The following is a 26735-nucleotide window of genomic DNA, read 5'->3' as shown; positions in this document are numbered from 1 at the left end:
TTCCAGTTGATCGGAAAGTCACAGACAGAATTTTGCTGGCGGCTAGTGTACCAGTGAGATCACCGGCTCAAAAGCGGGTTTTAACGCGGGTCGATCGCGATTACTTCAGTACCGGCATCATCAATGCGCCAGCGTACATTAAAATCCATCAGCCAGGCCGCATATTCCCGCGCCTGCGTTTCGCTCTGTCGGTAAGCGGGACGAGGATCCTGTGCCAGCACTTCGCTGATAAAACGTGCCAGATTGGGGTAGCGCGACTGCTGCTGAAGCTGCTGCTGGGCCAAAGCGGAGAAGCGAACCGGCATATCAGCGGCAGGTGCCGCCTGAGCAAAACCTGCCTGTGCATGAGGCAGCGCTTCGGCAAAGGGCAGATAAGGTTTGATATCGACCACCGGCGTGCCATCGACCAGATCCAGACTGCCAAGCTGCAGGATCACCTGCTGTTTTTCAATCCTGATACCTTTTAGCTCAACCAGCGACATGCCAATGGGATTGGGACGGAACGTTGAACGTGTCGCAAATACACCCATGCGCTCATTGCCGCCCAGTCGGGGAGGGCGAACCGTAGGACGCCAGCCGCCGGCCATCGTCTGATGGAAGACAAACAGCAACCAGAGATGGCTGAACGCTTCCAGCCCACGCACCGCTTCCGGCTGATTGTAAGGTGGCTGCAGGTGCAGTTCGCCGCCGCCATCCTGCACCAGCCCTGGCTGGCGCGGCACGGCAAACTTCTCCTTCCACGGTGAGCGGATTACCCCAATTTGCGCAAAGGCGAATTCACTCATTGATTGCTGACTTTCAGCGCTGAACCCTGGCAGACGGCCTGACGATAGCAGCCCGGCGTGCCGGTGACGATTTCACACTGATGCAGCAGCACCGCATTGGCTTTCATCTGTGATGCTTTAATCTGCAGACGTTTTCGTGCTGTGGCGATGTTGGCCGGGGAGTTCTGATTACTGATCTGGCAATCTTCAGCGGAGACTTCACCCAGATCGCGGAACGGTTTACTGACCAGATCGGCGGCATCGGTATAGAGCTTAACCGGCGCCGGTCGTACCACAGGTTTGCGGGTCGGTTGGCTGGATTGCTGCGGCCGGGACGGTGCGCTGCTTATCGGGTGATACTCATGAACACACCCTGTCAGCATCAATGCTAACAAGCAGAGCGGTAAAAAACGCATGGCAACATCCTCAGGTTTCAAAAAGTGGCGTTATTGAAACAAGGACAAGAATAAATAACAAGTCGGGCAGGGCACCCAATAACAGAAAGGGCGGCATAGCGCCGCCCTTAAAGAGATGAACAGCTGAATTACCAGCCTTTAACCGCGCCGCCATTAAAGACTTTGTTAGCTTCTGCGTAAACTTCGTCAGACTGGTAAGCCTTGACGAATTTCTTCACGTTTTCCGCATCTTTATTATCTTCGCGCGCGACAATCAGGTTCACGTAAGGTGAGTCTTTATCTTCGACGAAAATGCCATCTTTGGCTGGTGTCAGGCCAATCTGGCTGGCGTAAGTGGTGTTGATAACCGCGAGCGCGATCTGCTGATCGTCCAGTGAGCGTGGCAGCTGCGGCGCTTCCAGCTCAACAATTTTCAGATGCTTAGGATTCTCAGTGATATCCAGCGAGGTTGGCAGCAAGCCCACGCCATCTTTCAGTTTAATCAGCCCCACTTTCTGCAGCAGCAGCAGTGTACGGCCCAGGTTCGTCGGGTCATTCGGAATGGCAACCTGCGCGCCATCCTGCAGCTCATCCAGTGACTTGATCTTCTTCGAATAGCCTGCAATCGGGTAGACGAAGGAGTTACCTACGGAAACCAGCTTGTAACCACGATCTTTGATCTGCTGATCCAGATACGGTTTGTGCTGGAAAGCATTGACGTCGATATCGCCTTTGCTCAGCGCTTCATTCGGCAGCACGTAGTCGTTAAATGTGACCAGCTCAACATCCAGACCATACTTATCTTTAGCCACTTTCTGTGCGGCTTCAGCAACCTGCTGCTCAGCACCAACAATGACGCCCACTTTGATGTGGTTAGCGTCTTTCTCTTTTTGATCGCATCCTGCCAGCGCAATCGCGCCAATCAGTGCACCCACAGCGGCAATTTTTTTGAATCTGAAAGACATATCCTTTCCTTCTTAATAATGTGAGATTGCTGGCTTACTTATGGGACACTGCACGCACGATGCGGTCGCCACAGAATTGAATGAGATACACCAAAACCACTAACAACACCAATACCGTATTCATCACCGTGGCGTTGTATCCGATATAACCATACTGATAACCGATCTGACCCAGACCACCGGCACCCACTGCGCCACCCATGGCGGAGTAACCGACCAGCGTAATCAGGGTAATGGTTGCCGCATTCACCAGGCCTGGCATCGCTTCCGGCAACAGGACCTTACGGATGATCTGCATTGGCGTTGCACCCATGGCACGCGAGGCTTCGATCAGGCCGGTAGGCAGTTCCAGCAAGGCGTTTTCAACCATACGCGCAATAAACGGTGCAGCGCCGACGGTCAGCGGAACGATAGCTGCCTGCAGTCCAATGGAGGTGCCGACGATAACGCGGGTAAAAGGAATCATCCAGACCAGTAAGATAATGAAAGGTATGGAGCGGAAGATATTCACCAGCGCGGAGAGCACGCGGTACAGCCCCTGATTCTGCAGAATCTGGCCCGGACGGGTGACATAAAGTAAAACGCCGACCGGCAGGCCTAGTACAAAACCGAAAAAGCCAGAGACGAAGGTCATCATCAGCGTTTCCCATACGCCTCGTCCCAGCAACCACATCATCGCTTCAGACATAACCTAACACCTCTACTTTCACATGATTCTCTTTCAGCCAGGCTATCGCCTCGCGCGTATCGCTCTCTGCGCCATGCATTTCGGCCAGCATAATGCCGAACTTCACACCACCGGCGTAATCCATCTGGGCACTGATAATGTTGTTATTCACGTTGTAACGGCGGGCCGCTTCGGAAAGCAGTGGCGCATCAACCGATTTACCGGTGAATTCCAGCCGCAGCAGCGGCACGGTGCCTTCAGTGGCAGTGGCTGAAAGACGCTGCTGGTAATCATCCGGGATATCCAGATGCAGGGTAGACTGAATAAACTGCTGCGCCAGAGGCGTCTTAGGGTGTGAGAACACCTCACTGACGCTGTCTTTCTCGATTAACTCACCGTGACTGATGACCGCAACCTGATCGCAGATGCGTTTCACCACATCCATCTCATGAGTGATCAGGAGAATCGTCAGCCCAAGGCGGCGGTTGATATCTTTCAGCAACTCCAGAATAGAGCGGGTTGTAGCGGGATCCAGTGCGCTGGTGGCTTCATCACACAGCAGAACCTTGGGATTACTGGCCAGCGCACGGGCAATCGCGACACGCTGCTTCTGACCGCCTGAGAGATTTGCAGGCCAGGCATCATGCTTATCAGACAATCCCACCAGTTCCAGCAGCTCAGTGACACGAGCGTTGATCTGGGCGCGGGAGAGATTACCGAGTTCCAGTGGCAGAGAAACGTTGCCCGCAACGGTGCGTGAGTTCATCAGGTTAAAGTGCTGGAATATCATGCCAATCTGGCGGCGCGCCTGGGTTAACTGACGTTCATTAAGTGCAGTCAGATCGGCTCCGTCAACCAGTACGCGACCCGAAGTAGGCCGCTCCAGCAGATTCACGCAACGAATCAATGTACTTTTACCGGCACCGGAAGCGCCGATAACGCCATAAATCTGTCCGGCAGGCACGTGCAGACTGACATCCGTTAATGCCGGAATAGTCCGCGAGCCCTGCTGAAACACTTTAGTAATATTTTCTAGTTTAATCATTATGTTATTAATTATCGTGTTGCGTTGTCCGTGGTGTGGGAAGCCTCGTCACTTTTAGTCGCTATAAAAGCTGGATGGATGTTAAGGCATCCAGACGTCTAAATCAATGGAAGTGATTCAATCTGACATTCTCCCTTTTATAGCAATCATGCGATACTGATCGGCAATTTTTACAGCAGGAGTTTCTACGTGGCGAATAAAGTCCCCGCTATTTTTCTTGATCGTGATGGCACCCTTAATGTCGATAGTGGCTATGTCCATGAGATTGATGACTTCCAGTTTATTGACGGCACAATTGAAGCGCTGCAAAAACTGAAGGCAATGGGATATGCACTGGTGGTCGTGACCAATCAATCTGGCATAGCGCGCGGTATGTTTACCGAAGATACCTTTATGCGTCTGACAGAGTGGATGGACTGGTCGCTGGCCGATCGCGACGTCGATCTTGATGGCATTTATTTCTGTCCTCACCATCCTGAAGCAAACGTAGAAGAATTCCGTCAGGAATGTGATTGCCGTAAGCCACAGCCAGGCATGCTGCTGACTGCACAGGAAGAGCTGCATATTGATATGGCTGCTTCTTATATGGTGGGTGACAAGCTGGAAGATATGCTGGCAGGAAAGGCTGCGGGCGTTGGCACCAAAGTGCTGGTGCGTAGTGGTAAACCCGTCACGGCCGAAGGCGAAGCTGCAGCAGACTGGGTGATTAATAGCCTGGCAGAGCTGCCAGCACGCATTAAACAGGGCTAAAACGGCGCTTTTGTGCAAATTTCAGACGAACAGCAAAAAAGTCTCAATTTGCACTTGCGCTATCTGAGCCGTTCCCTATAATGCGCCTCCACTGACACGGCAAACCGGCAACGGGATGACGGGTTAAGAGGCACAGGAGACTGCGCCGCCGGAGAAAACTTCTGAAATAGAGGTTGACTCTGCAGGAGGAAAGCGTAATATACGCCACCTCGCGACAGGACGCTAACGCACTGTTCGCACTGCTCTTTAACAATTTATCAGACAATCTGTGTGGGCACTCGCAGGATTGATATCAGCGTCTTTGGACGCACAAAAATATCAAAGCCTCACGAGTGAACACATAATGAAATTCATTATGACGTTTTACAGATGAGCACCGCTTAACTTGTTTAAGCAAATCAAACTTAAATTGAAGAGTTTGATCATGGCTCAGATTGAACGCTGGCGGCAGGCCTAACACATGCAAGTCGGACGGTAGCACAGAGGAGCTTGCTCCTTGGGTGACGAGTGGCGGACGGGTGAGTAATGTCTGGGGATCTGCCCGATAGAGGGGGATAACCACTGGAAACGGTGGCTAATACCGCATAACGTCGCAAGACCAAAGAGGGGGACCTTCGGGCCTCTCACTATCGGATGAACCCAGATGGGATTAGCTAGTAGGCGGGGTAATGGCCCACCTAGGCGACGATCCCTAGCTGGTCTGAGAGGATGACCAGCCACACTGGAACTGAGACACGGTCCAGACTCCTACGGGAGGCAGCAGTGGGGAATATTGCACAATGGGCGCAAGCCTGATGCAGCCATGCCGCGTGTATGAAGAAGGCCTTCGGGTTGTAAAGTACTTTCAGCGGGGAGGAAGGCGGTGCGGTTAATAACCGCGCCGATTGACGTTACCCGCAGAAGAAGCACCGGCTAACTCCGTGCCAGCAGCCGCGGTAATACGGAGGGTGCAAGCGTTAATCGGAATTACTGGGCGTAAAGCGCACGCAGGCGGTCTGTTAAGTCAGATGTGAAATCCCCGGGCTTAACCTGGGAACTGCATTTGAAACTGGCAGGCTTGAGTCTTGTAGAGGGGGGTAGAATTCCAGGTGTAGCGGTGAAATGCGTAGAGATCTGGAGGAATACCGGTGGCGAAGGCGGCCCCCTGGACAAAGACTGACGCTCAGGTGCGAAAGCGTGGGGAGCAAACAGGATTAGATACCCTGGTAGTCCACGCCGTAAACGATGTCGACTTGGAGGTTGTTCCCTTGAGGAGTGGCTTCCGGAGCTAACGCGTTAAGTCGACCGCCTGGGGAGTACGGCCGCAAGGTTAAAACTCAAATGAATTGACGGGGGCCCGCACAAGCGGTGGAGCATGTGGTTTAATTCGATGCAACGCGAAGAACCTTACCTACTCTTGACATCCACGGAATCTGGCAGAGATGCCTCAGTGCCTTCGGGAACCGTGAGACAGGTGCTGCATGGCTGTCGTCAGCTCGTGTTGTGAAATGTTGGGTTAAGTCCCGCAACGAGCGCAACCCTTATCCTTTGTTGCCAGCGATTCGGTCGGGAACTCAAAGGAGACTGCCGGTGATAAACCGGAGGAAGGTGGGGATGACGTCAAGTCATCATGGCCCTTACGAGTAGGGCTACACACGTGCTACAATGGCGCATACAAAGAGAAGCGACCTCGCGAGAGCAAGCGGACCTCACAAAGTGCGTCGTAGTCCGGATCGGAGTCTGCAACTCGACTCCGTGAAGTCGGAATCGCTAGTAATCGTGGATCAGAATGCCACGGTGAATACGTTCCCGGGCCTTGTACACACCGCCCGTCACACCATGGGAGTGGGTTGCAAAAGAAGTAGGTAGCTTAACCTTCGGGAGGGCGCTTACCACTTTGTGATTCATGACTGGGGTGAAGTCGTAACAAGGTAACCGTAGGGGAACCTGCGGTTGGATCACCTCCTTACCTGAAGATACCTTCCGGCGCAGTGTCCACACAGATTGTCTGATAAAAAGTAACGAGCAGAAAAAACCTCTACAGGCTTGTAGCTCAGGTGGTTAGAGCGCACCCCTGATAAGGGTGAGGTCGGTGGTTCAAGTCCACTCAGGCCTACCAAATTCGCACTCACGCTGCGTTATGTCTCCGGCTCGCATAGTTCACTATGCTGCGCGGAAACATGCCCTGCCTGAGCACGAATTGCATTTCTTACGAAGTGTACTCGGTTGAGTGGTAGTAGCGGTCTCTGCAGTAACTGTATGGGGCTATAGCTCAGCTGGGAGAGCGCCTGCCTTGCACGCAGGAGGTCAGCGGTTCGATCCCGCTTAGCTCCACCATACCGTTTATCTGTTTTTTCTGAATACTTCAGAGCGTACCGGCAACGGTGTGCTGCGAAGTATTATGCTCTTTAACAATCCGGAACAAGCTGAAAATTGAAACGACGTGTCGCTTTCATTCTCCGTAATAAGAATGAAAAACGCGGCACGTTCGAGTCTCTCAAATGCTTGCAGTCTGCAGCGTTGCAAAACGCCTGTGGGTTGTGAGGTTAAGCGACTAAGCGTACACGGTGGATGCCCAGGCAGTCAGAGGCGATGAAGGACGTGCTAATCTGCGTAAAGCGACGGTAAGGTGATATGAACCGCTACAGCCGTCGATGTCCGAATGGGGAAACCCGGTGCACTCTGTGCATCATTGCAGCATGAATACATAGTGCTGCAAGGCGAACCGGGGGAACTGAAACATCTAAGTACCCCGAGGAAAAGAAATCAACCGAGATTCCCCCAGTAGCGGCGAGCGAACGGGGAGCAGCCCAGAGCCTGAATCAGCATGTGTGTTAGTGGAAGCGTCTGGAAAGTCGCAGGGTACAGGGTGATACTCCCGTACACAAAAGCACACGCGCTGTGAGCTCGATGAGTAAGGCGGGACACGTGGTATCCTGTCTGAATATGGGGGGACCATCCTCCAAGGCTAAATACTCCTGACTGACCGATAGTGAACCAGTACCGTGAGGGAAAGGCGAAAAGAACCCCGGCGAGGGGAGTGAAACAGAACCTGAAACCGTGTACGTACAAGCAGTGGGAGCCCTCTTTACGGGGGTGACTGCGTACCTTTTGTATAATGGGTCAGCGACTTATATTCTGTAGCAAGGTTAACCGTATAGGGGAGCCGCAGGGAAACCGAGTCTTAACTGGGCGTTAAGTTGCAGGGTATAGACCCGAAACCCGGTGATCTAGCCATGGGCAGGTTGAAGGTTGGGTAACACTAACTGGAGGACCGAACCGACTAATGTTGAAAAATTAGCGGATGACCTGTGGCTGGGGGTGAAAGGCCAATCAAACCGGGAGATAGCTGGTTCTCCCCGAAAGCTATTTAGGTAGCGCCTCGTGAACTCATCTCCGGGGGTAGAGCACTGTTTCGGCTAGGGGGCCATCCCGGCTTACCAACCCGATGCAAACTGCGAATACCGGAGAATGTTATCACGGGAGACACACGGCGGGTGCTAACGTCCGTCGTGAAGAGGGAAACAACCCAGACCGCCAGCTAAGGTCCCAAAGTCATGGTTAAGTGGGAAACGATGTGGGAAGGCACAGACAGCCAGGATGTTGGCTTAGAAGCAGCCATCATTTAAAGAAAGCGTAATAGCTCACTGGTCGAGTCGGCCTGCGCGGAAGATGTAACGGGGCTAAACCATGCACCGAAGCTGCGGCAGCGACACTATGTGTTGTTGGGTAGGGGAGCGTTCTGTAAGCCGTCGAAGGTGTGCTGTGAGGCATGCTGGAGGTATCAGAAGTGCGAATGCTGACATAAGTAACGATAAAGCGGGTGAAAAGCCCGCTCGCCGGAAGACCAAGGGTTCCTGTTCAACGTTAATCGGAGCAGGGTGAGTCGACCCCTAAGGCGAGGCCGAAAGGCGTAGTCGATGGGAAACAGGTTAATATTCCTGTACTCGGTGTTACTGCGAAGGGGGGACGGAGAAGGCTATATCAGCCGGGCGACGGTTGTCCCGGTTTAAGCGTGTAGGCGGAGGGTCCAGGTAAATCCGGTCCCTTATTAACGCTGAGGCGTGACGACGAGGCACTACGGTGCTGAAGTGATAAATGCCCAGCTTCCAGGAAAAGCCTCTAAGCATCAGGTAACACAGAATCGTACCCCAAACCGACACAGGTGGTCAGGTAGAGAATACCAAGGCGCTTGAGAGAACTCGGGTGAAGGAACTAGGCAAAATGGTGCCGTAACTTCGGGAGAAGGCACGCTGGCGCGTAGGTGGAGGGATTTACTCCCCGAGCCGAAGCCAGTCGAAGATACCAGCTGGCTGCAACTGTTTATTAAAAACACAGCACTGTGCAAACACGAAAGTGGACGTATACGGTGTGACGCCTGCCCGGTGCCGGAAGGTTAATTGATGGGGTTATCCGCAAGGAGAAGCTCTTGATCGAAGCCCCGGTAAACGGCGGCCGTAACTATAACGGTCCTAAGGTAGCGAAATTCCTTGTCGGGTAAGTTCCGACCTGCACGAATGGCGTAATGATGGCCAGGCTGTCTCCACCCGAGACTCAGTGAAATTGAACTCGCTGTGAAGATGCAGTGTACCCGCGGCAAGACGGAAAGACCCCGTGAACCTTTACTACAGCTTGACACTGAACATTGAGCCTTGATGTGTAGGATAGGTGGGAGGCTTTGAAGCGCGGACGCCAGTCTGCGTGGAGCCAACCTTGAAATACCACCCTTTAATGTTTGATGTTCTAACGTAGGCCCGTTATCCGGGCTGCGGACAGTGTCTGGTGGGTAGTTTGACTGGGGCGGTCTCCTCCTAAAGAGTAACGGAGGAGCACGAAGGTCAGCTAATCACGGTCGGACATCGTGAGGTTAGTGCAATGGCATAAGCTGGCTTGACTGCGAGAGTGACGGCTCGAGCAGGTGCGAAAGCAGGTCATAGTGATCCGGTGGTTCTGAATGGAAGGGCCATCGCTCAACGGATAAAAGGTACTCCGGGGATAACAGGCTGATACCGCCCAAGAGTTCATATCGACGGCGGTGTTTGGCACCTCGATGTCGGCTCATCACATCCTGGGGCTGAAGTAGGTCCCAAGGGTACGGCTGTTCGCCGTTTAAAGTGGTACGCGAGCTGGGTTTAGAACGTCGTGAGACAGTTCGGTCCCTATCTGCCGTGGGCGCTGGAGAATTGAGGGGGGTTGCTCCTAGTACGAGAGGACCGGAGTGAACGCACCACTGGTGTTCGGGTTGTCATGCCAATGGCACTGCCCGGTAGCTAAGTGCGGAAAAGATAAGTGCTGAAAGCATCTAAGCACGAAACTTGCCCCGAGATGAGTTCTCCCTGACTCCTTGAGAGTCCTGAAGGGACGTTGAAGACTACGACGTTGATAGGCCGGGTGTGTAAGCGCAGCGATGCGTTGAGCTAACCGGTACTAATGACCCGTGAGGCTTAACCTTACAACGCCAGAGGCGTTTTTGAGAGACACGATTTTCAGCCCTGTTCCGGATATTCTGCGCGGCCTTACGGGCGGCGCGGAGACAGAATTTGCCTGGCGGCTTTAGCGCGGTGGTCCCACCTGACCCCATGCCGAACTCAGAAGTGAAACGCCGTAGCGCCGATGGTAGTGTGGGGCCTCCCCATGCGAGAGTAGGGAACTGCCAGGCATCAAATTTGTTCCTTTTCCTCTGACAGGGAAAATAACGGGAACAGGCGGTTATCAGCCGGTTGCTGATAAGCGTGAAAGAATCGGTGGAGCGGTAGTTCAGTTGGTTAGAATACCTGCCTGTCACGCAGGGGGTCGCGGGTTCGAGCCCCGTCCGTTCCGCCACTTAATTGGAAAGCCCTGACTTAACGGTCAGGGCTTTTTCCATTGCAGCAAATTCATCGCGGAAAAAGTATCCGCGCTGATTATCTTCGATCTCCAGGATCATACTGTAGCAACAGACCCCGATAAGGCCTGCTCTTATAGATGTCACGTGCGCCACGGCTGCGCAGCTGTCCACTCACTGAGAAAATCGATAAAAGCCCGCACACGCTGGCTTACTCCGATATCGCTGTAGTAGACCGCATTGAAGGGCATCTCGACCGGCAGACGCTGATCGGCCAGCACTTCCACCAGTGATCCCTCCGCGACCTCACGATCAATCATATAGTCTGACAGGCAGGCAATCCCATTGCCGGTAAGACAGAGCTGCTTAATTGTCTCTCCGCTATTCGAAGAGATAGCCCAGTCGATGTCATAAAGTTCGCCGCTTTCACGTGCAATGGGCCAGCGATTGAGCCTCGGGGACTCTTCGAAGCCAAGGCAATGATGGTTATCCAGATCGGTCACCTTTTGTGGGACACCGTGCTCATGGAGATAGGCAGGGGAGGCGACAACTTTGCGAAAACTATTGAACAGTAATCTGGCGCGTAGTGTTGAGTCCGTGAGATTGCCAGCACGAATCGCAATATCCACTTTCCGTTCAATCAGATTGATAAAACTCTCAGATGAGATTAACGAAAGCGTCACCCCGGGATAGCGCTGGCGAAAGGGCTTAACCATCGGCATCAGCAAATGCAGAATAACCGGTGTCGCGGCATCAACGCGCAGTAACCCTTTGGGCTCCTGTAAGCTTTCTATCAAATCGCTTTCTGCGGTCGTCATCTCCTGCAAAAAATGCTGAACATGGCGGAAATAGCGTTCACCTTCCTGCGTAAGTGCCAGCTGTCGCGTGGTACGGGTTAGCAGAGCAATGCCCAGCTTGTTTTCCAGTTTTTTTATGGTTCTGCTGACGGCAGAATTAGCCATCTGCAACTGCTCAGCAGCGCGGCTGAAACTTCCACTCTTTACTACACTGACAAACACTTTGAGTTCGTCAGAAGATGCCTTCATTCTTCCTCCCTGTCATGTCGCAGATATTTAGCTATTTTATGGACGATTATACTGGCATAACTCCAGTACAGGCGTCCTCAATGATGACACCGTTGATGTGGCCAGGTTCTGCCTCGTTTAGCTTAGCGAGCTTAAAGTAACGCCTTATTCTGGAAAAGCGTGATGAATTCTGACATTCACCTGCATCCATTGAAACATCGGTCTAGAATCCCTATAACAGACAGGTGTTAACTGTATTTTTGAATTATCAGCCAGGCGGGAAAGTGCGTAAAAAAACTTATGCAATGCGATATGTAGCAGGACAACCAGTGGAGCAGATTTTTCCACCTGGCGCGATGCTCCATCTCGGCCAGGCACTGCCACCCGGCGCACCGTTGCCCGCGCATCCAAACCTTAAAGTTCTGGTATGGAATATCTTCAAGCAGCAGCGTGCAGACTGGATGTCAGTGCTGGAAGGATTTGGTAAGGATGCCCATCTGGTGTTACTGCAGGAAGCGCAGACCACACCTGAACTGGTGCAGTTTGCCACCAGTAATTATCTGGCTGCCGATCAGGTGCCTGCCTTTGTGCTGCCTCAGCATCCCTCTGGCGTAATGACCCTCGCTTCTGCCCATCCGGTCTATTGTTGCCCCTTACGCGAACGTGAGCCTCTGCTGAGGCTGTCAAAATCGGCGCTGGTTACGGCTTATCCTCTGCCTGCGGGAGAAATGCTGATGGTGGTTAACATCCATGCGGTTAACTTCAGCCTGGGTGTCGACGTCTACAGTAAACAGCTGGGGCCTATCGGCGAGCAGATCATGCATCATCAGGGACCGGTCATCATGGCCGGGGATTTCAATGCCTGGAGCCGTCAGCGCATCAATGCGCTCTACCGGTTTGCACAGCGGATGAAGCTGGAAGAGGTGATGTTTACGGCCGATCATCGCCGCAAAGCGTTTGGTCGCCCGCTGGATTTCGTCTTCTATCGCGATCTCAGAGTGAGTGAGGCATCCGTACTGGTGACGCGCGCTTCCGATCATAACCCGTTACTGGTGGAGTTTAGCTCAGGAAGCTAATCCGGTGCATTGAATGTGCCTGCAGAAGAAGAAGCGGGCAGGGTAATGAGTAAATCGTGGCAGATGGATGAAAGAAAAAGGCTGACAATTGTCAGCCTTTTCAACGTATCAGGTATCAGGTGTAGCGTTATTATTCACAAACAGCGTTAAGTTATCGCCGGGCTGAATATCTTTCGCACTGTCCAGCACACTGTTCCAGCGCATCACGTCTTTGATATTGACGCCGTGATGACGGGCAATACTGTCAAGAGAATCACCCTTACGAACACGATAGGTGATGCTGTTGCCGTTATCAGCCAGTCGGGTGCCGTTCGAACCGATGGTCAGCGTCTGACCCGGTCGGATATCAGCACCGCGCAGGTTGTTTTCCTGCTTCAGTGTCGAGACGCTAACGCCAAGTTTAGCGGCGATACCCGAAAGCGTATCACCCCGTCGCACTTTGTACCCGCCACTCGCGCTGGCTTTCGCAAGCTGCACAGGCTGTACCGCTGCGATGTCACCGGAGGCCAGTGAGTTACGCAATTTCGCGACGTTCGACTTTGGCACCATAATGTAGTGCGGGCCGTTTGGCGCTGTTGCACCGCCTTTGTAGCCGGTATTGAAGCTCTTCAGTTTCGTGAGCGACATACCCGCCATTTCGGCAGCCTGCGTCAGCTGTATCTGCTGACCCACTTCCACTCGTGCCAGAGCACGACTTTCATTCGGTGTCGGCAGTTTGATACCGTAACGCTTGTTATTTTTGAGCAGTTCACTCAAGGCTAACATTTTAGGCACATACACGGTGGTTTCGCGTGGCAGCGATAAATGCCAGAAGTCAGTCGGCTTACCGCGCGCCTTATTCTGCTTAATCGCTTTGAGCACCCGTCCTTCACCACTGTTGTAAGCAGCAATGGTCAGTAACCAGTCACCGTCAAACATGGTATTAAGACGCTGCATCATATCCAGCGCAACTTTCGTGGATGCGACTACATCACGTCGCCCATCGTAATACTGGTTTTGTTTCAAACCATAGTTTCGACCCGTAGCTGCAACAATCTGCCAGATACCAGCGGCATTGGCGGATGAGGTTGCGCGAGGGTCAAAAGCGCTCTCCACTATGGGTAGCAGTACCAGTTCCATCGGCATTTTACGTTTCTGTATCTGCTCGACTATCCAGTACATGTACGGCTCTGCCCGTAATGTTACATCGTGGAGATAGCTCTTATTTTTTAAAAATTTACTTTTTTGTTCGCGGATTGCCGGGTTTTCCGGAATCCCCATCTTCAACTCGTCACTAATGAAACTCCAGAGATCTGCGTCTGCTGCGAGGCCAGTTCCATCTTCCTGCCATCGCGGCGACAAAAACTCGTCTCCGTACTTTCCATTTTCACCTTGACCAGCTGAAGACAGACTCTGTGCATGCTGTTCGGGGATATTGGCATCGTTCCTGGACGCCTGACATCCTACCAGCAAGACTGAGGCGAGTAAGATCGCTTTAGCCTTCATGTGTGTGTCAATAGTTCGCTTAAAAGACGAGCAACTATACGTGACGACTTTTCACAACACAACCCGAAAAATCAAAAAGCGTCTTTCTTCTCGCGTAGAACGGCAAATGTCCGCCATACTGGTTCATCAGTAATGTTAACGTTTAATGCCCTTTGTAAATCAATATCTTGCGTACGAAGAAATAAATTTATTGACCGTTCGTGCGCCAGTTTTGTTGGCAAAGTAATGCCATTTTCGGCGCGTAAGTCCTTAATTTTCTGGTATTCGGCCGTTATTTGCGGGTCATGGGGCAGAATAGCCGCAGCAAACTTCAGATTGGATAAAGTATATTCATGCGCACAGCAGACTAAAGTCTCACCTGGTAGCTGGTTAAGCTTTTGAAAGGAATCATACATCTGCTCTGGAGTGCCTTCAAAAAGGCGTCCGCACCCGCCTGAAAAGAGAGTGTCGCCACAGAAAAGATAAGGCGAGCTGTAATATGAGATATGTCCTAAAGTGTGACCAGGAGTATGGATCACTCTGAAGGTCAGGCCCAGTACGGTGACTTTATCGCCTTCGCTGACTATCGTCCTGGCCCCTTTCGCTTCGGTTTCCCGAGGGCCGTAAACCTCAAGGTCAGGGAAGTGCTCACATAATGTTTTCACGCCGCCCGTATGGTCGTTATGGTGGTGAGTCAACAGAATGGCGACTGGCTGCCAGCCGTTTGACGCCATTTTTTCTAACACTGGCTGAGCTTCGCCGGGATCAACGATCAGGCATTTACCCTCATCATCATTCAGCGTCCAGATGTAGTTGTCCTGCAACGCAGGAATACTGGTAAGATTCATCATCACCTCTCGCAGGTCGTAGGAAAAGGAAGAGCGTAAAGCATGAAGCCCGCTAAATCACGCCAGGTTCTGAACGCACCGCTGTCCTGGCGTAACATGCCGTGGGGAGATTATTTCCGCGACGCGCTAACGCAGCAGCTTCAGCCTTATCTCGGAAAGCTTTATGGCTTTCATATGCTTAAGCTTGGCAACCTCAGCGCAGAAATCAACACCGAAAACTGTGCTATTTCACATCAGGTCAATGTGGGCAGCGAAGGCGAGCTATTACAGGTGCGGGCTGACCCGATGCAATTGCCGTTTGAGTCGAAATCGATTGATGCCTGTCTGCTTGCCCATACGCTTGCCTGGAGTCAGGATCCTCACCGGGTGTTACGCGAAGTAGACAGGGTATTAATCGACGATGGCTGGATGATCATCAGCGGCTTCAATCCTTTCAGCCTGCTCGGTGTCAGTAAAATGGTACCGGGATTAACTCGTAAAGCCCCCTGGAGCGGGCGGATGTTCAGCCAGATGCGATTGCTCGACTGGCTGGGACTATTGAATTATGAGGTGGTCTACCGCACCCGATTTCAGGTGCTGCCATGGCATCAGCAGGGCGGGAAACTGATCAGCGCCCACTTACCGGCGCTGGGGTGTCTGAATATTGTGGTGGCGCGCAAGCGAACCTTCCCGCTGCTGCCGACCCGGGCAAAGAAGAGCCTGAGTACCAGCAAGATTCGTCAGACGGTCAATGCCACACGTCAGTTCCGGAAAGCAGAGGATCAGGACTCGGCTTTATAGCCGATATCCTCAAAAGCAGGATTTTCCGCCGCGCTGCGGGCCAGCACATCGCAGCGCTCGTTTTCCGGGTGTCCGGCATGGCCTTTAACCCACTCCCACTGAATCTTATGGGTACTGAGGGCTAAGTCGAGACGCTGCCAGAGATCGACATTCTTCACCGGCTTTTTATCGGCGGTTTTCCAGCCACGCTTTTTCCAGTTATGGATCCAGCTGGTGATCCCCTGACGCACATACTGACTGTCGGTGCTGAGCACCACATCGCACGGCTGGGTCAGCGCTTCAAGCGAGACAATCGCCGCCATCAGCTCCATCCGGTTGTTAGTGGTAAGGTAATAGCCCGCGCTAAAGGTTTTCTCATGCTGACCGTAGCGTAAAATCGCCCCGTAACCGCCGGGACCGGGATTTCCAAGACAGGATCCATCGGTGAATATTTCTACCTGTTTGCGCATCTCTGGTAGACTTCCTCTCAAAAGCGCCAAGTCTGACATAAAACGGGTCTTATGAGCACTGCAAATAACCGCCAGATCGTTCTCGATACTGAAACCACCGGCATGAATATGATCGGGGTACATTATGAGGGGCACCGCATCATTGAGATTGGTGCGGTAGAGGTGATTAACCGTCGCCTGACCGGCAACAATTTCCATATGTATCTCAAGCCCGATCGGCTGGTCGATCCTGAAGCTTTTGGTGTACATGGGATTGCGGATGAGTTTCTGGCCGACAAGCCCGCGTTCAGCGAAATCGCCGATGAGTTTCTCGACTATATTCGCGGTGCCGAATTAGTCATCCATAACGCGCCGTTTGATATCGGCTTTATGGATTACGAATTTTCAAAGCTGAATCGCGGCATTGAGAAAACCGAAACCTTCTGCAAAATTACCGACAGCCTGGCACTGGCGCGTCGAATGTTTCCCGGCAAGCGTAACAGCCTTGATGCGCTCTGCTCACGTTACGAAATAGACAACACCAAACGAACCCTGCACGGCGCACTGCTCGATGCCGAGATTCTGGCAGAAGTGTTCCTGACCATGACCGGCGGGCAGACCTCTCTCTCCTTTTTATCGGAGAGTGAAAGCGCCCGACAGGCTCAGGGAGAGAGCATCCAGCGCATCGTGCGTCCCGCTTCTGCACTGCGTGTGGTCACGGCCAGCGAAGAAGAGGTGGTTGCTCATGAATCCCGTCTGGATCTGGTGATGAAAAAAGGCGGCAGCTGTCTGTGGCGCGGCTGAATTGCGTGATTTTGTTGAGAAAATCAGCGGCAAGCTGAAAAAAACAGCAAACGATCTGTTCGGTCGGAAAAAGCATTGACGCCGTAACAGGCTGCCATTACTATGCGCCTCGTTCCCGACGGGGAACAAAGCGCGGAGCGGTAGTTCAGTTGGTTAGAATACCTGCCTGTCACGCAGGGGGTCGCGGGTTCGAGCCCCGTCCGTTCCGCCAATCTCTTTAAAAAAGCCGATTCAGAAATGAATCGGCTTTTTGCTGTCTGCTATTCAGCCGCGGCTTGCTTCTTCTGCGCCATTCCCTCGCTATGCCAGCGGGTCACATCCTCCGCCTCGCGATCTTCACGGGCGATAAAGCGATAGCAGCCTGCCGCCAGACCGGCACCAATAAACCAGCTGAAGTTCGCTACCTGATGCAGGGAAGGGATAAAGCTAATCACCAGGCAAATTGCCACCGACGGCAGCAGCGCGCCAATCGCTTTAGGGTTAAAGCCACCGCGATACCAGTAACGGCCTGCAGGTGTGTCGTTAAACAGATCGTCGACCGAAATATGTCCACGTTTAATCAGATAGAAATCGGTCAGCAGAATCCCGAACAGCGGCCCGATAAACGATCCCAGCACATCCAGCGTGTAGTGAATCAGCTCAGGCGACTGGAACAGGTTCCATGGTGTTAACAGCACCGAGCCAACGGCAGCGATCATGCCACCAGTACGGAAGCTGATTTTCTGCGGTGAACAGTTGGAGAAGTCAAAAGCGGGTGAAACGAAATTCGCCACGATATTGATGCCGATAGTGGCAGTAATCATGGTCAGCAGACCGATCGCAACGGCCAGATCGTTGCCAACCATGCTCACGGTTTCGATGGGATCGGTAATTATTTTGCCAAACAGCGACTGCGTGCCTGACACAATCACCACCGTCACCACAGAGAACAGCAGGAAGTTAAACGGCAGGCCCCAGCGGTTGCCGCGGCGAATCTCTGACATGTTCTTGCCGTAGCGTGAAAAGTCACCGAAGTTCAGCAGCGGCCCGGAGAAGTAGGAGACCACCAACGCCGTGGCCGTAATCATCTGCCACGTTTGCTCGCCCGCGGTCAGCGATTTGCTTGCCAGGGTAAAGGAGATCCCGTCAAAGCCGGTCTTGTATACAATCCAGCCCGCCAGCGCGACCATCACCACATAAACCGCTGGTCCAGCGACATCGATAAACCGTTTAATGGCGTTCATGCCGTGCCAGAACACCATCGCCTGCAGTAACCACATCACCCCGAAACAGCACCAGCCCAGCAGCGACAGGCCCAGCCAGTGCGGCACGGTCATCGACGTCAGAGAAGGCACGAACTTCAGCAGCACCAGCATCAGGGCGTTCGCCGCCAGATAAGTCTGGATGCCATACCAGGCGAAGGCGATTAGCCCGCGAATGACTGCTGGAATATTGGCACCAAATACGCCAAACGCCTGACGGCAAATCACCGCATAAGGCACGCCCGCCATCTGGCTCGGTTTCGCCACCAGATTCGCACAGATCTGCACGATGCAGATCCCGGCGAGCAGGCAAAGCAACACCTGCCAGCTGGCTAGTCCCAGCGTGAAGAAACTGGCGGCCACCACATAGCCGCCCATACTGTGCACATCGGACATCCAGAAAGAGAAAATGTTGTACCACGACCAGTTCTGATCGCGTGTCGGTGCCAGGTCGTCGTTACAGAGCCGTGGGCTGTAATGGGCACTGGCTTCAGAGGCCGTGCTGGCCACCGTTGATTGATTTGGCATGAAACCTGCTCCTGTACCTGAAAGTGGAATGAATAATCTGGTAGGACGGTATTGCAGGATTCAGGCCAGATCTCTTTTCTTGTATACAATATTTAATTTTCACGTATACGATATGTAGCACACAGCGAGTGACCGGAGCAGGTAATGACGAGTAAAACAGGCCAGCGAGACGCCACCAGGCTGCAGGATAAGGATGAAGGGATCTATCAGGCGTTAATGAACGCCATTGTTGAACATCAGCTACCGCCGGGCAGCAAATTGCCGGAAGAGGCCCTTTCCGGGGTCTTTGGTGTAAGCCGCACCGGCATCCGTAAAGTGCTGCAACGCCTCGCGGCGGTGCAGATGGTGACGCTGACGCCCAAACGTGGTGCGCAGGTGGCGACACCCGGAGTTGAAGAGGCGCGGGACATCTTCTCAACCCGCAGTTTAATGGAGTGCGCTAATCTGCCCGCGGTACTGGCGCATCTGCAGCCTCCCCATCTGGTGGCGCTGGAGCAGCTCATCGAGCAGGAGAACCAGGCGCTTGCCGATCAGGATGGTCCGGCAGCGATCCGGCTCTCTGCGGCATTTCATATCCAGCTGCAGGCGATCTCCGGCAATCAGGTGCTTACCGGCATGGTGACCAGCCTGACGCAGCGCTCCTCGCTGGTGATCGCCGCCTATGGCGCGCCCTGGCAGCGCGGCTGCCGCTGTGACGATCACGACAATCTGCTGAAGTTACTGCGCGCGCGCGCGCAGGAACCGCTGACGCAGGCGCTACAACATCACTTTGAGCATATCGTCTCCAGCCTGCACTTTGAGCGCAGCGGGGAAACCCTGCCCGATTTCTCCCGACTGTTTGCCGCAAACTCTGGAGCTGCCTCATGAGTCTGATTCAGGTGATTAACCCCAACACCAGCCTGGCGATGACCGAAACCATCGGCCAGGCCGCCCGTGCCGTCGCCGCGCCGGGTACCGAAATTCTGGCGGTTTCGCCGTCGCAGGGTGTGCCCTCCATTGAAGGCCACTTCGATGAGGCGATCGCCGCCATCGGTGTGCTGGAGCAGATCAGGCTCGGCAGGGAACAGGGCGTCAGCGGTCACGTCATCGCCTGCTTTGGCGATCCGGGTTTACTGGCAGCACGTGAGCTGGCCAGCGGACCGGTGATTGGCATTGCGGAAGCGGCGATGCACACCGCCACGCTGCTGGCGACGCGTTTCTCTATTGTCACCACGCTGCCGCGCACCCTGGTGATTGCGCGTCATCTGCTGCAGCAGTATGGCTTTACCCATCACTGTGCCGCGCTGCATGCCATCGATCTGCCAGTACTGGCACTGGAGGATGGCAGCGGCCTGGCGCAGGAAAAAGTGCGGCAGCGCTGCATTCAGGCGAAGCGGGAAGATGGCAGCGGGGCGATTGTGCTGGGCTGTGGCGGAATGGCGACGCTGGCTGCTTCACTGACCCAGGAACTGGGCCTGCCAGTGATCGATGGTGTCAGTGCAGCAGTAAAAATGGTCGAATCGCTGGTGGCGCTTGGCTTTGGCACCAGCAAACATGGCGATCTGGCCTGGCCTTTGCAGAAACCTCTCTCAGGTGCGTTTCAGCATCTAAACTAACGGAACTTTCCCGAATCCAGAAAGGAAGCCAGTGATGACTGACGCTGCAGAGAAGAAAGAGTACAGCTTTAACAAAAACTATCCGCGCGATTTAATCGGTTATGGCGCTAATCCGCCACACGCCGCCTGGCCCAACAACAGCCGTGTGGCGGTGCAGTTTGTTCTGAACTACGAAGAAGGCGCTGAAAACAGCGTGCTGCATGGCGATGCCGGCTCGGAGCAGTTTCTCTCCGATATCATCGGTGCAGCGAGCTATACCGATCGGCACATGTCGATGGAGTCGCTGTATGAGTACGGCTCCCGCGCCGGATTCTGGCGCATCCACAATGAATTTCAGAAACGCGGTCTGCCATTAACCGTGTTTGGCGTGGCGATGGCGCTGGCACGTCATCCGGAAGTCGTTGAGGCGATTAAACAGGCGGATTACGATGTGGTCAGCCACGGCTGGCGCTGGATCCACTATCAGGGTATGGATGCAAAAACTGAACGTCAGCATATGCAGCAGGCGGTCGATGTGCTGGTGGATCTGTTTGGTAAAGCGCCGACCGGCTGGTACACCGGCCGCGACAGCCCGAACACCCGTCGGCTGGTGGTGGAGCAGGGCGGTTTCAGCTACGACAGCGACTACTACGGCGACGATCTGCCGTTCTGGACCCAGGTCACCTGTCAGGATGGCACGGTGAAACCGCACCTGATTATCCCCTATACCCTGGAGTGCAACGACATGCGCTTTGCCTCGCCGCAGGGGTTTAACACCGCCGAACAGTTCTTTACCTATCTGCGTGATACGTTCGATGTGCTGTATGAAGAGGGTGAAACCGCGCCGAAGATGATGTCGATCGGCATGCATTGTCGCCTGCTGGGCCGTCCTGGCAAATTCCGCGCGCTGCAGAACTTCCTTGATCACATCCAGCAGCATGACGATGTCTGGATCTGTACCCGCCAGCAGATCGCCGACCACTGGATCACCACGCACCCGGCACCGTAAGCCGGTTCCGGCGCTTGCCCCTGTTGAGCGGGCGAAGCGCCGGACAGTGTCAGCTCATCAGACTGACCTGCGCCGCCACGATGCACCAGCCGTGGGGCATTCGCACCCAGGTCTGCTGCTGACGGCCAATTTTATCGCTACCGGTGCGGGTAAATTCAGTGCTGCAGACCGCATAATTCTCACCAAAAGTGGTAATCACGGTGTTGCGCAGCGTCCGGTTCAGCCCGGCTGACGGACGCGCGGCACGGAAGGCCCGAATCTCATCAATGCCATACAGGTTCTCACCCGCGCCAAGGCGCACGGTTCGCGGGTCGTGCCAGAACAGGGCATCCAGTTCGGCCACATCATTGCTGACCAGCGCCTGCTCGTAGCGATAAAACTGCGCCGTCACCTCGGTAAGCACCTGCGGTAAATTAATCTCTCTGTTCATCAGGCTCCTGCCATATTGATTTGCGGCATCGTGATGCCGCATTGTTCCAGTGTCCAGGCGGCACGTAACACCGCCTCTTCGTTAAACGGACGGGCGATAAGCTGTAATCCAATCGGCAGACCACTTCGGGTCGCCAGCGGCACGGTACAGACCGGTAATCCCAGGAAGGAGATCGGCTGCGTCAGCATCCCCATGCTCGCCTTAGCAGGCAGCGATTCGCCCTGAATCGTCAGGGTCTGCTGACCGATAGTGATCGCGCTGCAGGGCGTCGCCGGCGCGATCAGCACATCGAAGCGATCAAACAGCGGTAACACCTGCTGCTGGAAATGACGACGGAAGCGCTGCGCCTGCACGTACCAGGCACCTGGCATCATGGCACCCGCCAGCAGACGCTCACGGGAGTTTGGTTCAAACTGCTCCGGTATCTGACGCAGGGCAGGGAGATAGTGATTGCCACCTTCTGCGGCGGTCATGATAAACGCCGCCGAGCGGGCCACCTCTGCGTCCGGCATCAGCACCTCTTCCTGGGCTTCAAGCGCTGCCGCAACCACCGCGACGGCAGCGCGGGCATCCTCATCGCACCAGCGGGCAAAAAAGCCACCCAGCACGCCGCAGCGTAATCCTTCGCTGCCCAGTGACAGCCCCGGCAGCGTCGCGGCCACCGGACGATCGGCCTGAAACGTATCGGTGTGGTCTGCGCCCTGTAACAGATCATATACCAGCGCCAGGTCTTCAACCCGCCGCGCCAGCGGCCCGATGTGATCGAGGCTGGCAACAAACGGATGACTGCCGCTGCGAGATAACCGGCCAAAGGTCGGCTTAAGACCAAAAATACCGCACAGCGACGCGGGCACCCGAATCGAACCGTTGGTGTCGGTGCCGAGCGAAAAGTGGACCAGCCCGGCGGCTACCGCGGCGGCCGAACCGCCTGACGAACCGCCCGCCACGCGGCTGAGATCGCGCGGATTGTGGGTCGCACCATAATGGCTGTTTTCGGTGGTAAAACCATACGCGTAGGCATCCATGTTCAGCATGCCCGACAGCAGCGCGCCAGCATGCCGCAGTTTTCCGACGGCAAACGCATCGGCCTGTGCCGCAGGGCGATCGCGGAACAGGCTGGCACCGGCCAGCGTGCTGTGACCCGCCACATCAAACAGGTTTTTCACCGCATACGGGATGCCCGCCAGCGGGGGCAGCTTTTCGCCACGCTGCCGCTGCGCATCAATGGCGCTGGCCTCTTTTAACATGCGCGGCCCGGTGACCTCCGTCCAGGCATTCAGCGCCGGATTATGCTGCTCAACTGCCTGCAGCGTGCGCTTCGCCACTTCCAGTGCGCTGATCTCACCCTGCTGGATAGCCTGTTGCAGCGTCTGAATTGAAACGTCACCTAATCTCATGCCTGGTATACTCCTGCCACTTCCAGTCGATCATCCAGCGGAAACGCCATCAGCGGCGCAGCCATCACCGCGATACGCGACAGCTGGATCAGCAGTTCAGCGCGGCGGGCGTCATCCAGTTCCAGTTGCAGGATCTGCTCCATATGGCCGATGTAGCTGGCCCACTCGTGTTGATTCATGATTCGCTCCTGTTAAAAACCGGCGGCGCTGCCGTTACTGCGCGGATCGCTTGCGCCCTCGAACATGCCGTTGCTGTGGCGCACAATCGCGCCCGCATGGCCCACGGATTCGCTGAAATCCGGCAGCATTTCCACCTCATGGCCCCACAGACGCAGCATCAATACCGTTTCATCGTCAAAGCGGCCTTCCAGTTTCAGCGAGTCTGACGATTGCCCCCAGGTACGGCCCAGCAGCCAGCGCGGCGCACTGACCGCCTGTTGCAGCGGCAGGCCCTGAATCACATGGCGGGTGAAAATCGCCGCCTGGGTCTGCGGCTGTCCATCGCCGCCCATCGCGCCATACACCATTGTCCGGCCATCTTTCAGCCGTGCGGCGGCGGGATTCAGGGTATGAAATGGCTGCTTGCCGGGCGCAAGGGCCAGCAGATGCTCAGGGTCGAGGCTGAACGCCGCGCCCCGGTTCTGCCAGGTAACGCCCGTGCCGGGCAGCACCACACCACTGCCAAACTCGTGATAGATGCTCTGAATAAAAGAGACAGCCAGACCGCTGCTTTCCATTACGCCCATCCAGACCGTATCGCCCGGTCCGCGTCCGCTGCCCCAGGCGGCGGCCTCGCCATCGGCGATCTGGCTGGCGAGCGTGGCGAGGTGATCGCTTTCCAGCAGCGCCTGCAAATCTTCGGTGACGTGACGCGGATCGGTGATGTGTTTGTCGCGCAGGGCAAAGGCTTTTTTGGTGGCTTCAACGATGCGGTGCACCGTCTGTGCGTCGTCAGCCTCGGCCATCTCCAGGCGATCGGTGATGCCGAGGATCGCCAGCGACACGACGCCCTGGGTCGGCGGAGCGATATTCCAGATGTCGCCTTCGCTGTGGGCGAGATGCAGCGGAGTCGTGCGACGGGCGCGATGCTGCTGCAGATCGGACAGCGTCACCGGCATGCCCAGCGTCGCCATCTCGTCGGCCATATGGTGAGCCAGCGGACCGCGATAAAAGCTGTCGAGTCCCTCTTCGGTGAGCTGGCTCAGGGTATTCGCTAGCGCGGGCTGGGTAAAACGGCTGCCCGGCTGCGGCACATCGCCGTCGGGCATAAAATGGGCACTAAAGCCGGGCTGATGCTGCAACTCACTGCGGAAGTTCGTGGTCGCGGCGGTCTGTGAGGCGCTCACCGGAATGCCGTCGGCGGCGTAGCGAATCGCATCCCGCAGCAGACGGGCCAGCGGCAGTGGCGGGGTGCCCATCTCCGCAGAGAGCGTCAGGGCCTCCTGCCAGCCGCTGACCGTACCGGCCACCGTCAGCGCCGCTTTCGGCCCACGATGGGGGATCTTCGGGTGATCGGCGTAAAAATCGCGGTGAGCCAGCGAACCGGCGGCACCGCTGGCGTCGATAGCGACAGGGCCGCCGCCGGGCGGCAGAATCAGCCAGAAGCCATCGCCGCCCAGTCCGTTCATGTGCGGATAGACCACAGCGATAGTCGCGGCAGCGGCTACCATCGCTTCAATGGCATTACCGCCATCACGCAGCACCGCGAGCGCACTTTCACTCGCCAGATGGTGTGGCGTTACCGCCATCCCCTGCGGGGCCATATTGCTTTGAATCATCTTTTTCTCGTTCTTTGGGTGACAGAACCCATAACAAAGCAAGAGCTGTTCCAGTTTTCATGCTCCGCTGACGATGCACCGGTTAACCTGGCGTAAATTGTGCTAGCTTCTGCTGAAACAAAAGTTACAGGACGCCTTATGAAACAGCTTGATGAACGACTCAGAAGTCACTATGCCCAGCTCTCTCCGCAGGAGCAGCGTATTGCCGACTTCGTGTTTGACCACTTCGATGATCTGATCAGCTACAACAGCGCCGAGCTGGCGCGGCTCAGTGGCGTGTCGAAAGCCACAGTCAGTCGACTGTTTAAGCGTCTGGGCTATGAGAAGTACAAGGATATGCGTGATGAGCTTCGCATCCTGCGCCAGAGCGGCATGCCGCTGACCGATAACCGGGATGCGGTGCAGGGCAATACGCTGCTGGCACGTCATTACAAGCAGGAGATGGCTAATCTGACGCAGTGGGTAAACAGCCTGGATGCCCGGCACTTTAACGAGGTGATTCAGCAGCTGGCGCAGGCTAAACGTCTCTTTATCATCGGCATGCGCAACGCCTATCCGGTAGCGCTGCATCTGCGACAGCAGCTGGTACAGGCGCGTTCGCAGGTGCATATTCTGCCGCAGCCGGGCCAGACGCTGGCTGAGGAGCTGGTGGATATCACGCCGGACGATATGGTCATTGTGATGGCGTTTCGTCGTCGTCCGCGCATCATTCGCCCACTGATGCAGCAGCTGCAGACGGCTGGCATCCCGCTGCTGGCGCTGTGTGAGCCACAGGCGCAGACGGTGATTGCGCTGGCACGCTGGCAGCTCTGTACGCCGCTCGACAGCGTTTCCGCCTTCGACAGTTACAGTGCCGCCATGAGCCTGGTTAACCTGATCGCCAATGCGCTGCTGCATGAAATGCTGGCACAGGGACGCCAGCGGATTCATCAGATCGCCGACCTTTACCAGCAGTTTGACGAGCTGGAGCACCGTTAACAGGCACCGTTTTGGTGCTTTGCCCCATTTCAGAACACCCCTTCCGCGGCGTGATTGCCCCGATTACGCCCTATTTCCGTAGAACTCTCTGTCGCTTAACCCTTTTTCTGTTGCCGCCCGGGTTGGCACATTAGTTGCAGATTGCTTGTCAAAGAATCTTTTGTTTCACGTTAATCTCACCGGGGTGCATAATGAAAAAAGTTTTGATGGCGGTTGCGACAGCGGCATTACTGATGGCACAAACGGGCAGTGCGCTGGCCGATCAATTGCAGGATATCCAGAAGCGCGGCGTCATCCGCGTCGCCGTGCCGCAGGATTTCCCGCCGTTTGGCTCGGTCGGCACTGACCTGCAGCCGCAGGGATATGACATCGACACGGCGAAATATCTGGCAAAGCAGATGAAACTTAAGTTGCAGCTGGTGCCGGTCAGCAGTGCCAACCGCGTGCCTTATCTGCAAACCGACAAGGTCGATCTGGTTATCTCCAGCATGGGTAAAAACCCCGAGCGTGAAAAGGTGATCGACTTTACCCGCGCCTATGCGCCGTTCTTTCTGGGCGTCTTCGGTCCGAAAGGCGATGAAATTAAAGCGGCGTCGGCTCTGAGCGGCAAGTCGATTGGCGTCACGCGCGGTGCGGTAGAGGACATGGTGCTCAGCGAAGTGGCCCCGAAAGATGCGCAGGTGAAACGCTATGAAGACAACAACACCACCTTGTCTGCGTATCTCTCCGGTCAGGTGCAGTATGTTGCGACCGGCAACCTGGTCGTCGCCGCCATTGCGCGCCAGAATCCGGCCAAAGCGCCCGTCGCGCAGTTTATGCTGAAAGATTCACCCTGCTTTATCGGCCTGAAGAAAGATGAGCCTGCGCTGAAAGCGAAAGTGAATGAACTGATTGAGCAGGGCATTAAAGATGGCACGCTGAATAAACTCTCTGAAGAGTGGCTGAAAGCACCGCTGCCTGCGAACCTCGGCGCCTGAGGACGGATT

The 26735-nt window shown here is 55.1% G+C and carries 23 protein-coding genes, 4 tRNA genes and 3 rRNA genes; 16 read left to right on the top strand and 14 right to left on the bottom strand.

The annotated features are described in order from the left end of the window. Positions 1-80: 80 nt before the first annotated feature. The 5 genes from tsaA to metN form a co-directional block, all read right to left on the bottom strand. On the bottom strand, positions 81-785 hold the full coding sequence (gene tsaA, locus K6R05_RS15050) for a tRNA (N6-threonylcarbamoyladenosine(37)-N6)-methyltransferase TrmO (protein WP_222924505.1): 705 nt from the start codon (positions 783-785) through the stop codon (positions 81-83). Next, a complete protein-coding gene (gene rcsF, locus K6R05_RS15045; RefSeq protein ID WP_013356860.1) occupies positions 782-1180 on the bottom strand; it encodes an envelope stress sensor lipoprotein RcsF in 399 nt (132 codons plus the stop codon). The genes tsaA and rcsF overlap by 4 nt, the downstream gene beginning before the upstream one ends. Before the next feature lie 128 nt (positions 1181-1308). Beyond that, entirely contained in the window at positions 1309-2124 is an 816-nt protein-coding gene (locus tag K6R05_RS15040) for a MetQ/NlpA family lipoprotein (protein WP_161735512.1), read from the bottom strand. A gap of 34 nt (positions 2125-2158) precedes the next feature. Then, a complete protein-coding gene (locus K6R05_RS15035; RefSeq protein WP_031375299.1) occupies positions 2159-2812 on the bottom strand; it encodes a methionine ABC transporter permease MetI in 654 nt (217 codons plus the stop codon). Then, on the bottom strand, positions 2805-3836 hold the full coding sequence (gene metN, locus K6R05_RS15030; RefSeq protein ID WP_150010669.1) for a methionine ABC transporter ATP-binding protein MetN: 1032 nt from the start codon (positions 3834-3836) through the stop codon (positions 2805-2807). Before metN ends, K6R05_RS15035 begins: the two co-directional genes overlap by 8 nt. A 189-nt stretch (positions 3837-4025) precedes the next feature. Here metN and gmhB point away from each other — a divergent pair, with 189 nt between their 5' ends. The 7 genes from gmhB (at position 4026) to K6R05_RS14995 (ending at position 10388) form a co-directional block, all read left to right on the top strand. Beyond that, positions 4026-4586, top strand: coding sequence for a D-glycero-beta-D-manno-heptose 1,7-bisphosphate 7-phosphatase (gmhB, locus tag K6R05_RS15025; RefSeq protein ID WP_222924503.1), 561 nt, complete (start codon positions 4026-4028; stop codon positions 4584-4586). Between the two features lie 406 nt (positions 4587-4992). Beyond that, positions 4993-6534, top strand: a 16S ribosomal RNA gene (locus K6R05_RS15020). Positions 6535-6607: 73 nt separating this feature from the next. Beyond that, positions 6608-6684 (top strand) — tRNA-Ile (locus tag K6R05_RS15015). Between the two features lie 142 nt (positions 6685-6826). After that, positions 6827-6902, top strand: a tRNA-Ala gene (locus tag K6R05_RS15010). Positions 6903-7109: 207 nt separating this feature from the next. Then, positions 7110-10017: ribosomal RNA gene (locus K6R05_RS15005) — 23S ribosomal RNA — on the top strand. A gap of 91 nt (positions 10018-10108) precedes the next feature. After that, positions 10109-10224 (top strand): 5S ribosomal RNA (gene rrf / locus K6R05_RS15000). Together the 16S, 23S and 5S rRNA genes with 3 tRNA genes alongside form the textbook arrangement of a ribosomal RNA operon. An 87-nt stretch (positions 10225-10311) precedes the next feature. After that, positions 10312-10388, top strand: a tRNA-Asp gene (locus K6R05_RS14995). A gap of 144 nt (positions 10389-10532) precedes the next feature. On the opposite strand, the gene yafC is transcribed toward K6R05_RS14995, so the two are convergent. Continuing rightward, positions 10533-11435, bottom strand: a complete 903-nt coding sequence (gene yafC, locus K6R05_RS14990) for a DNA-binding transcriptional regulator YafC (RefSeq protein WP_222924502.1) — start codon at positions 11433-11435, stop codon at positions 10533-10535. Positions 11436-11698: 263 nt separating this feature from the next. Between yafC and K6R05_RS14985 the strand changes: the two genes are divergently transcribed. Then, entirely contained in the window at positions 11699-12490 is a 792-nt protein-coding gene (locus K6R05_RS14985) for an endonuclease/exonuclease/phosphatase family protein (protein ID WP_161734552.1), read from the top strand. A 108-nt stretch (positions 12491-12598) separates the two neighbouring features. Here K6R05_RS14985 and mltD read toward each other — a convergent pair whose 3' ends face one another. After that, positions 12599-13975, bottom strand: a complete 1377-nt coding sequence (mltD, locus tag K6R05_RS14980) for a murein transglycosylase D (protein ID WP_013356866.1) — start codon at positions 13973-13975, stop codon at positions 12599-12601. A gap of 71 nt (positions 13976-14046) precedes the next feature. Beyond that, positions 14047-14802, bottom strand: a complete 756-nt coding sequence (gene gloB / locus K6R05_RS14975) for a hydroxyacylglutathione hydrolase (RefSeq protein WP_161734558.1) — start codon at positions 14800-14802, stop codon at positions 14047-14049. Positions 14803-14844: 42 nt separating this feature from the next. On the opposite strand from gloB, the gene K6R05_RS14970 reads away from it, so the two are divergent. Further along, positions 14845-15582, top strand: coding sequence for a class I SAM-dependent methyltransferase (locus K6R05_RS14970; protein ID WP_150012952.1), 738 nt, complete (start codon positions 14845-14847; stop codon positions 15580-15582). On the opposite strand, the gene rnhA is transcribed toward K6R05_RS14970, so the two are convergent. After that, the gene (rnhA, locus tag K6R05_RS14965; protein ID WP_013356869.1) at positions 15564-16031 is read right to left on the bottom strand and encodes a ribonuclease HI; all 468 of its coding nucleotides are present in this window, start codon (positions 16029-16031) and stop codon (positions 15564-15566) included. The genes K6R05_RS14970 and rnhA overlap by 19 nt on opposite strands. Before the next feature lie 51 nt (positions 16032-16082). On the opposite strand from rnhA, the gene dnaQ reads away from it, so the two are divergent. Together dnaQ and K6R05_RS14955 are read left to right on the top strand one after the other, a co-directional pair. Beyond that, positions 16083-16814 carry a DNA polymerase III subunit epsilon gene (gene dnaQ / locus K6R05_RS14960; protein WP_013356870.1) on the top strand — a complete coding sequence of 244 codons (732 nt, stop codon included), beginning with the start codon at positions 16083-16085 and terminating at the stop codon, positions 16812-16814. A gap of 134 nt (positions 16815-16948) precedes the next feature. Continuing rightward, positions 16949-17025: transfer RNA gene (locus tag K6R05_RS14955), tRNA-Asp, on the top strand. A 49-nt stretch (positions 17026-17074) separates the two neighbouring features. On the opposite strand, the gene K6R05_RS14950 is transcribed toward K6R05_RS14955, so the two are convergent. Continuing rightward, entirely contained in the window at positions 17075-18583 is a 1509-nt protein-coding gene (locus tag K6R05_RS14950; RefSeq protein ID WP_222924501.1) for an NCS1 family nucleobase:cation symporter-1, read from the bottom strand. A 144-nt stretch (positions 18584-18727) separates the two neighbouring features. On the opposite strand from K6R05_RS14950, the gene K6R05_RS14945 reads away from it, so the two are divergent. Genes K6R05_RS14945 through puuE form a run of 3 tightly spaced genes read left to right on the top strand, consistent with a single transcriptional unit; the run spans position 18728 to position 21166 of the window. After that, positions 18728-19450, top strand: a complete 723-nt coding sequence (locus tag K6R05_RS14945) for a GntR family transcriptional regulator (RefSeq protein ID WP_222924499.1) — start codon at positions 18728-18730, stop codon at positions 19448-19450. After that, entirely contained in the window at positions 19447-20178 is a 732-nt protein-coding gene (gene hpxA, locus K6R05_RS14940; RefSeq protein WP_161734546.1) for an allantoin racemase, read from the top strand. Before K6R05_RS14945 ends, hpxA begins: the two co-directional genes overlap by 4 nt. Positions 20179-20212: 34 nt before the next feature. Further along, positions 20213-21166: an allantoinase PuuE gene (gene puuE / locus K6R05_RS14935; RefSeq protein WP_161734544.1), complete on the top strand. Its 954-nt coding sequence runs from the start codon at positions 20213-20215 to the stop codon at positions 21164-21166. 49 nt (positions 21167-21215) lie between these two features. Here the strand turns inward: puuE and hpxZ are convergent, their stop codons facing one another. From hpxZ to K6R05_RS14915, 4 genes are read right to left on the bottom strand one after another with little or no spacing between them, the layout of a single operon-like run. Continuing rightward, positions 21216-21596 carry an oxalurate catabolism protein HpxZ gene (gene hpxZ, locus K6R05_RS14930; RefSeq protein ID WP_161734541.1) on the bottom strand — a complete coding sequence of 127 codons (381 nt, stop codon included), beginning with the start codon at positions 21594-21596 and terminating at the stop codon, positions 21216-21218. After that, positions 21596-22993 carry an AtzE family amidohydrolase gene (locus K6R05_RS14925; RefSeq protein ID WP_222924497.1) on the bottom strand — a complete coding sequence of 466 codons (1398 nt, stop codon included), beginning with the start codon at positions 22991-22993 and terminating at the stop codon, positions 21596-21598. Before K6R05_RS14925 ends, hpxZ begins: the two co-directional genes overlap by 1 nt. Beyond that, the gene (gene hpxX / locus K6R05_RS14920; protein ID WP_222924495.1) at positions 22990-23172 is read right to left on the bottom strand and encodes an oxalurate catabolism protein HpxX; all 183 of its coding nucleotides are present in this window, start codon (positions 23170-23172) and stop codon (positions 22990-22992) included. The genes K6R05_RS14925 and hpxX overlap by 4 nt, the downstream gene beginning before the upstream one ends. Before the next feature lie 12 nt (positions 23173-23184). Next, positions 23185-24771: a gamma-glutamyltransferase family protein gene (locus K6R05_RS14915; RefSeq protein WP_222924493.1), complete on the bottom strand. Its 1587-nt coding sequence runs from the start codon at positions 24769-24771 to the stop codon at positions 23185-23187. A gap of 138 nt (positions 24772-24909) precedes the next feature. On the opposite strand from K6R05_RS14915, the gene hpxU reads away from it, so the two are divergent. After that, the gene (gene hpxU, locus K6R05_RS14910; protein ID WP_222924491.1) at positions 24910-25749 is read left to right on the top strand and encodes a MurR/RpiR family transcriptional regulator HpxU; all 840 of its coding nucleotides are present in this window, start codon (positions 24910-24912) and stop codon (positions 25747-25749) included. A 191-nt stretch (positions 25750-25940) separates the two neighbouring features. After that, entirely contained in the window at positions 25941-26726 is a 786-nt protein-coding gene (locus tag K6R05_RS14905; RefSeq protein ID WP_161734531.1) for a transporter substrate-binding domain-containing protein, read from the top strand. Positions 26727-26735 lie beyond the last annotated feature (9 nt).

Origin of the sequence: Pantoea alfalfae (genome assembly GCF_019880205.1) — a bacterium.
In the GTDB taxonomy this organism is placed as follows: domain Bacteria; phylum Pseudomonadota; class Gammaproteobacteria; order Enterobacterales; family Enterobacteriaceae; genus Pantoea; species Pantoea alfalfae.
The sequence above is the reverse complement of the archived record's forward strand: the minus strand, read 5'-3'. Positions and strand labels throughout refer to the sequence as shown.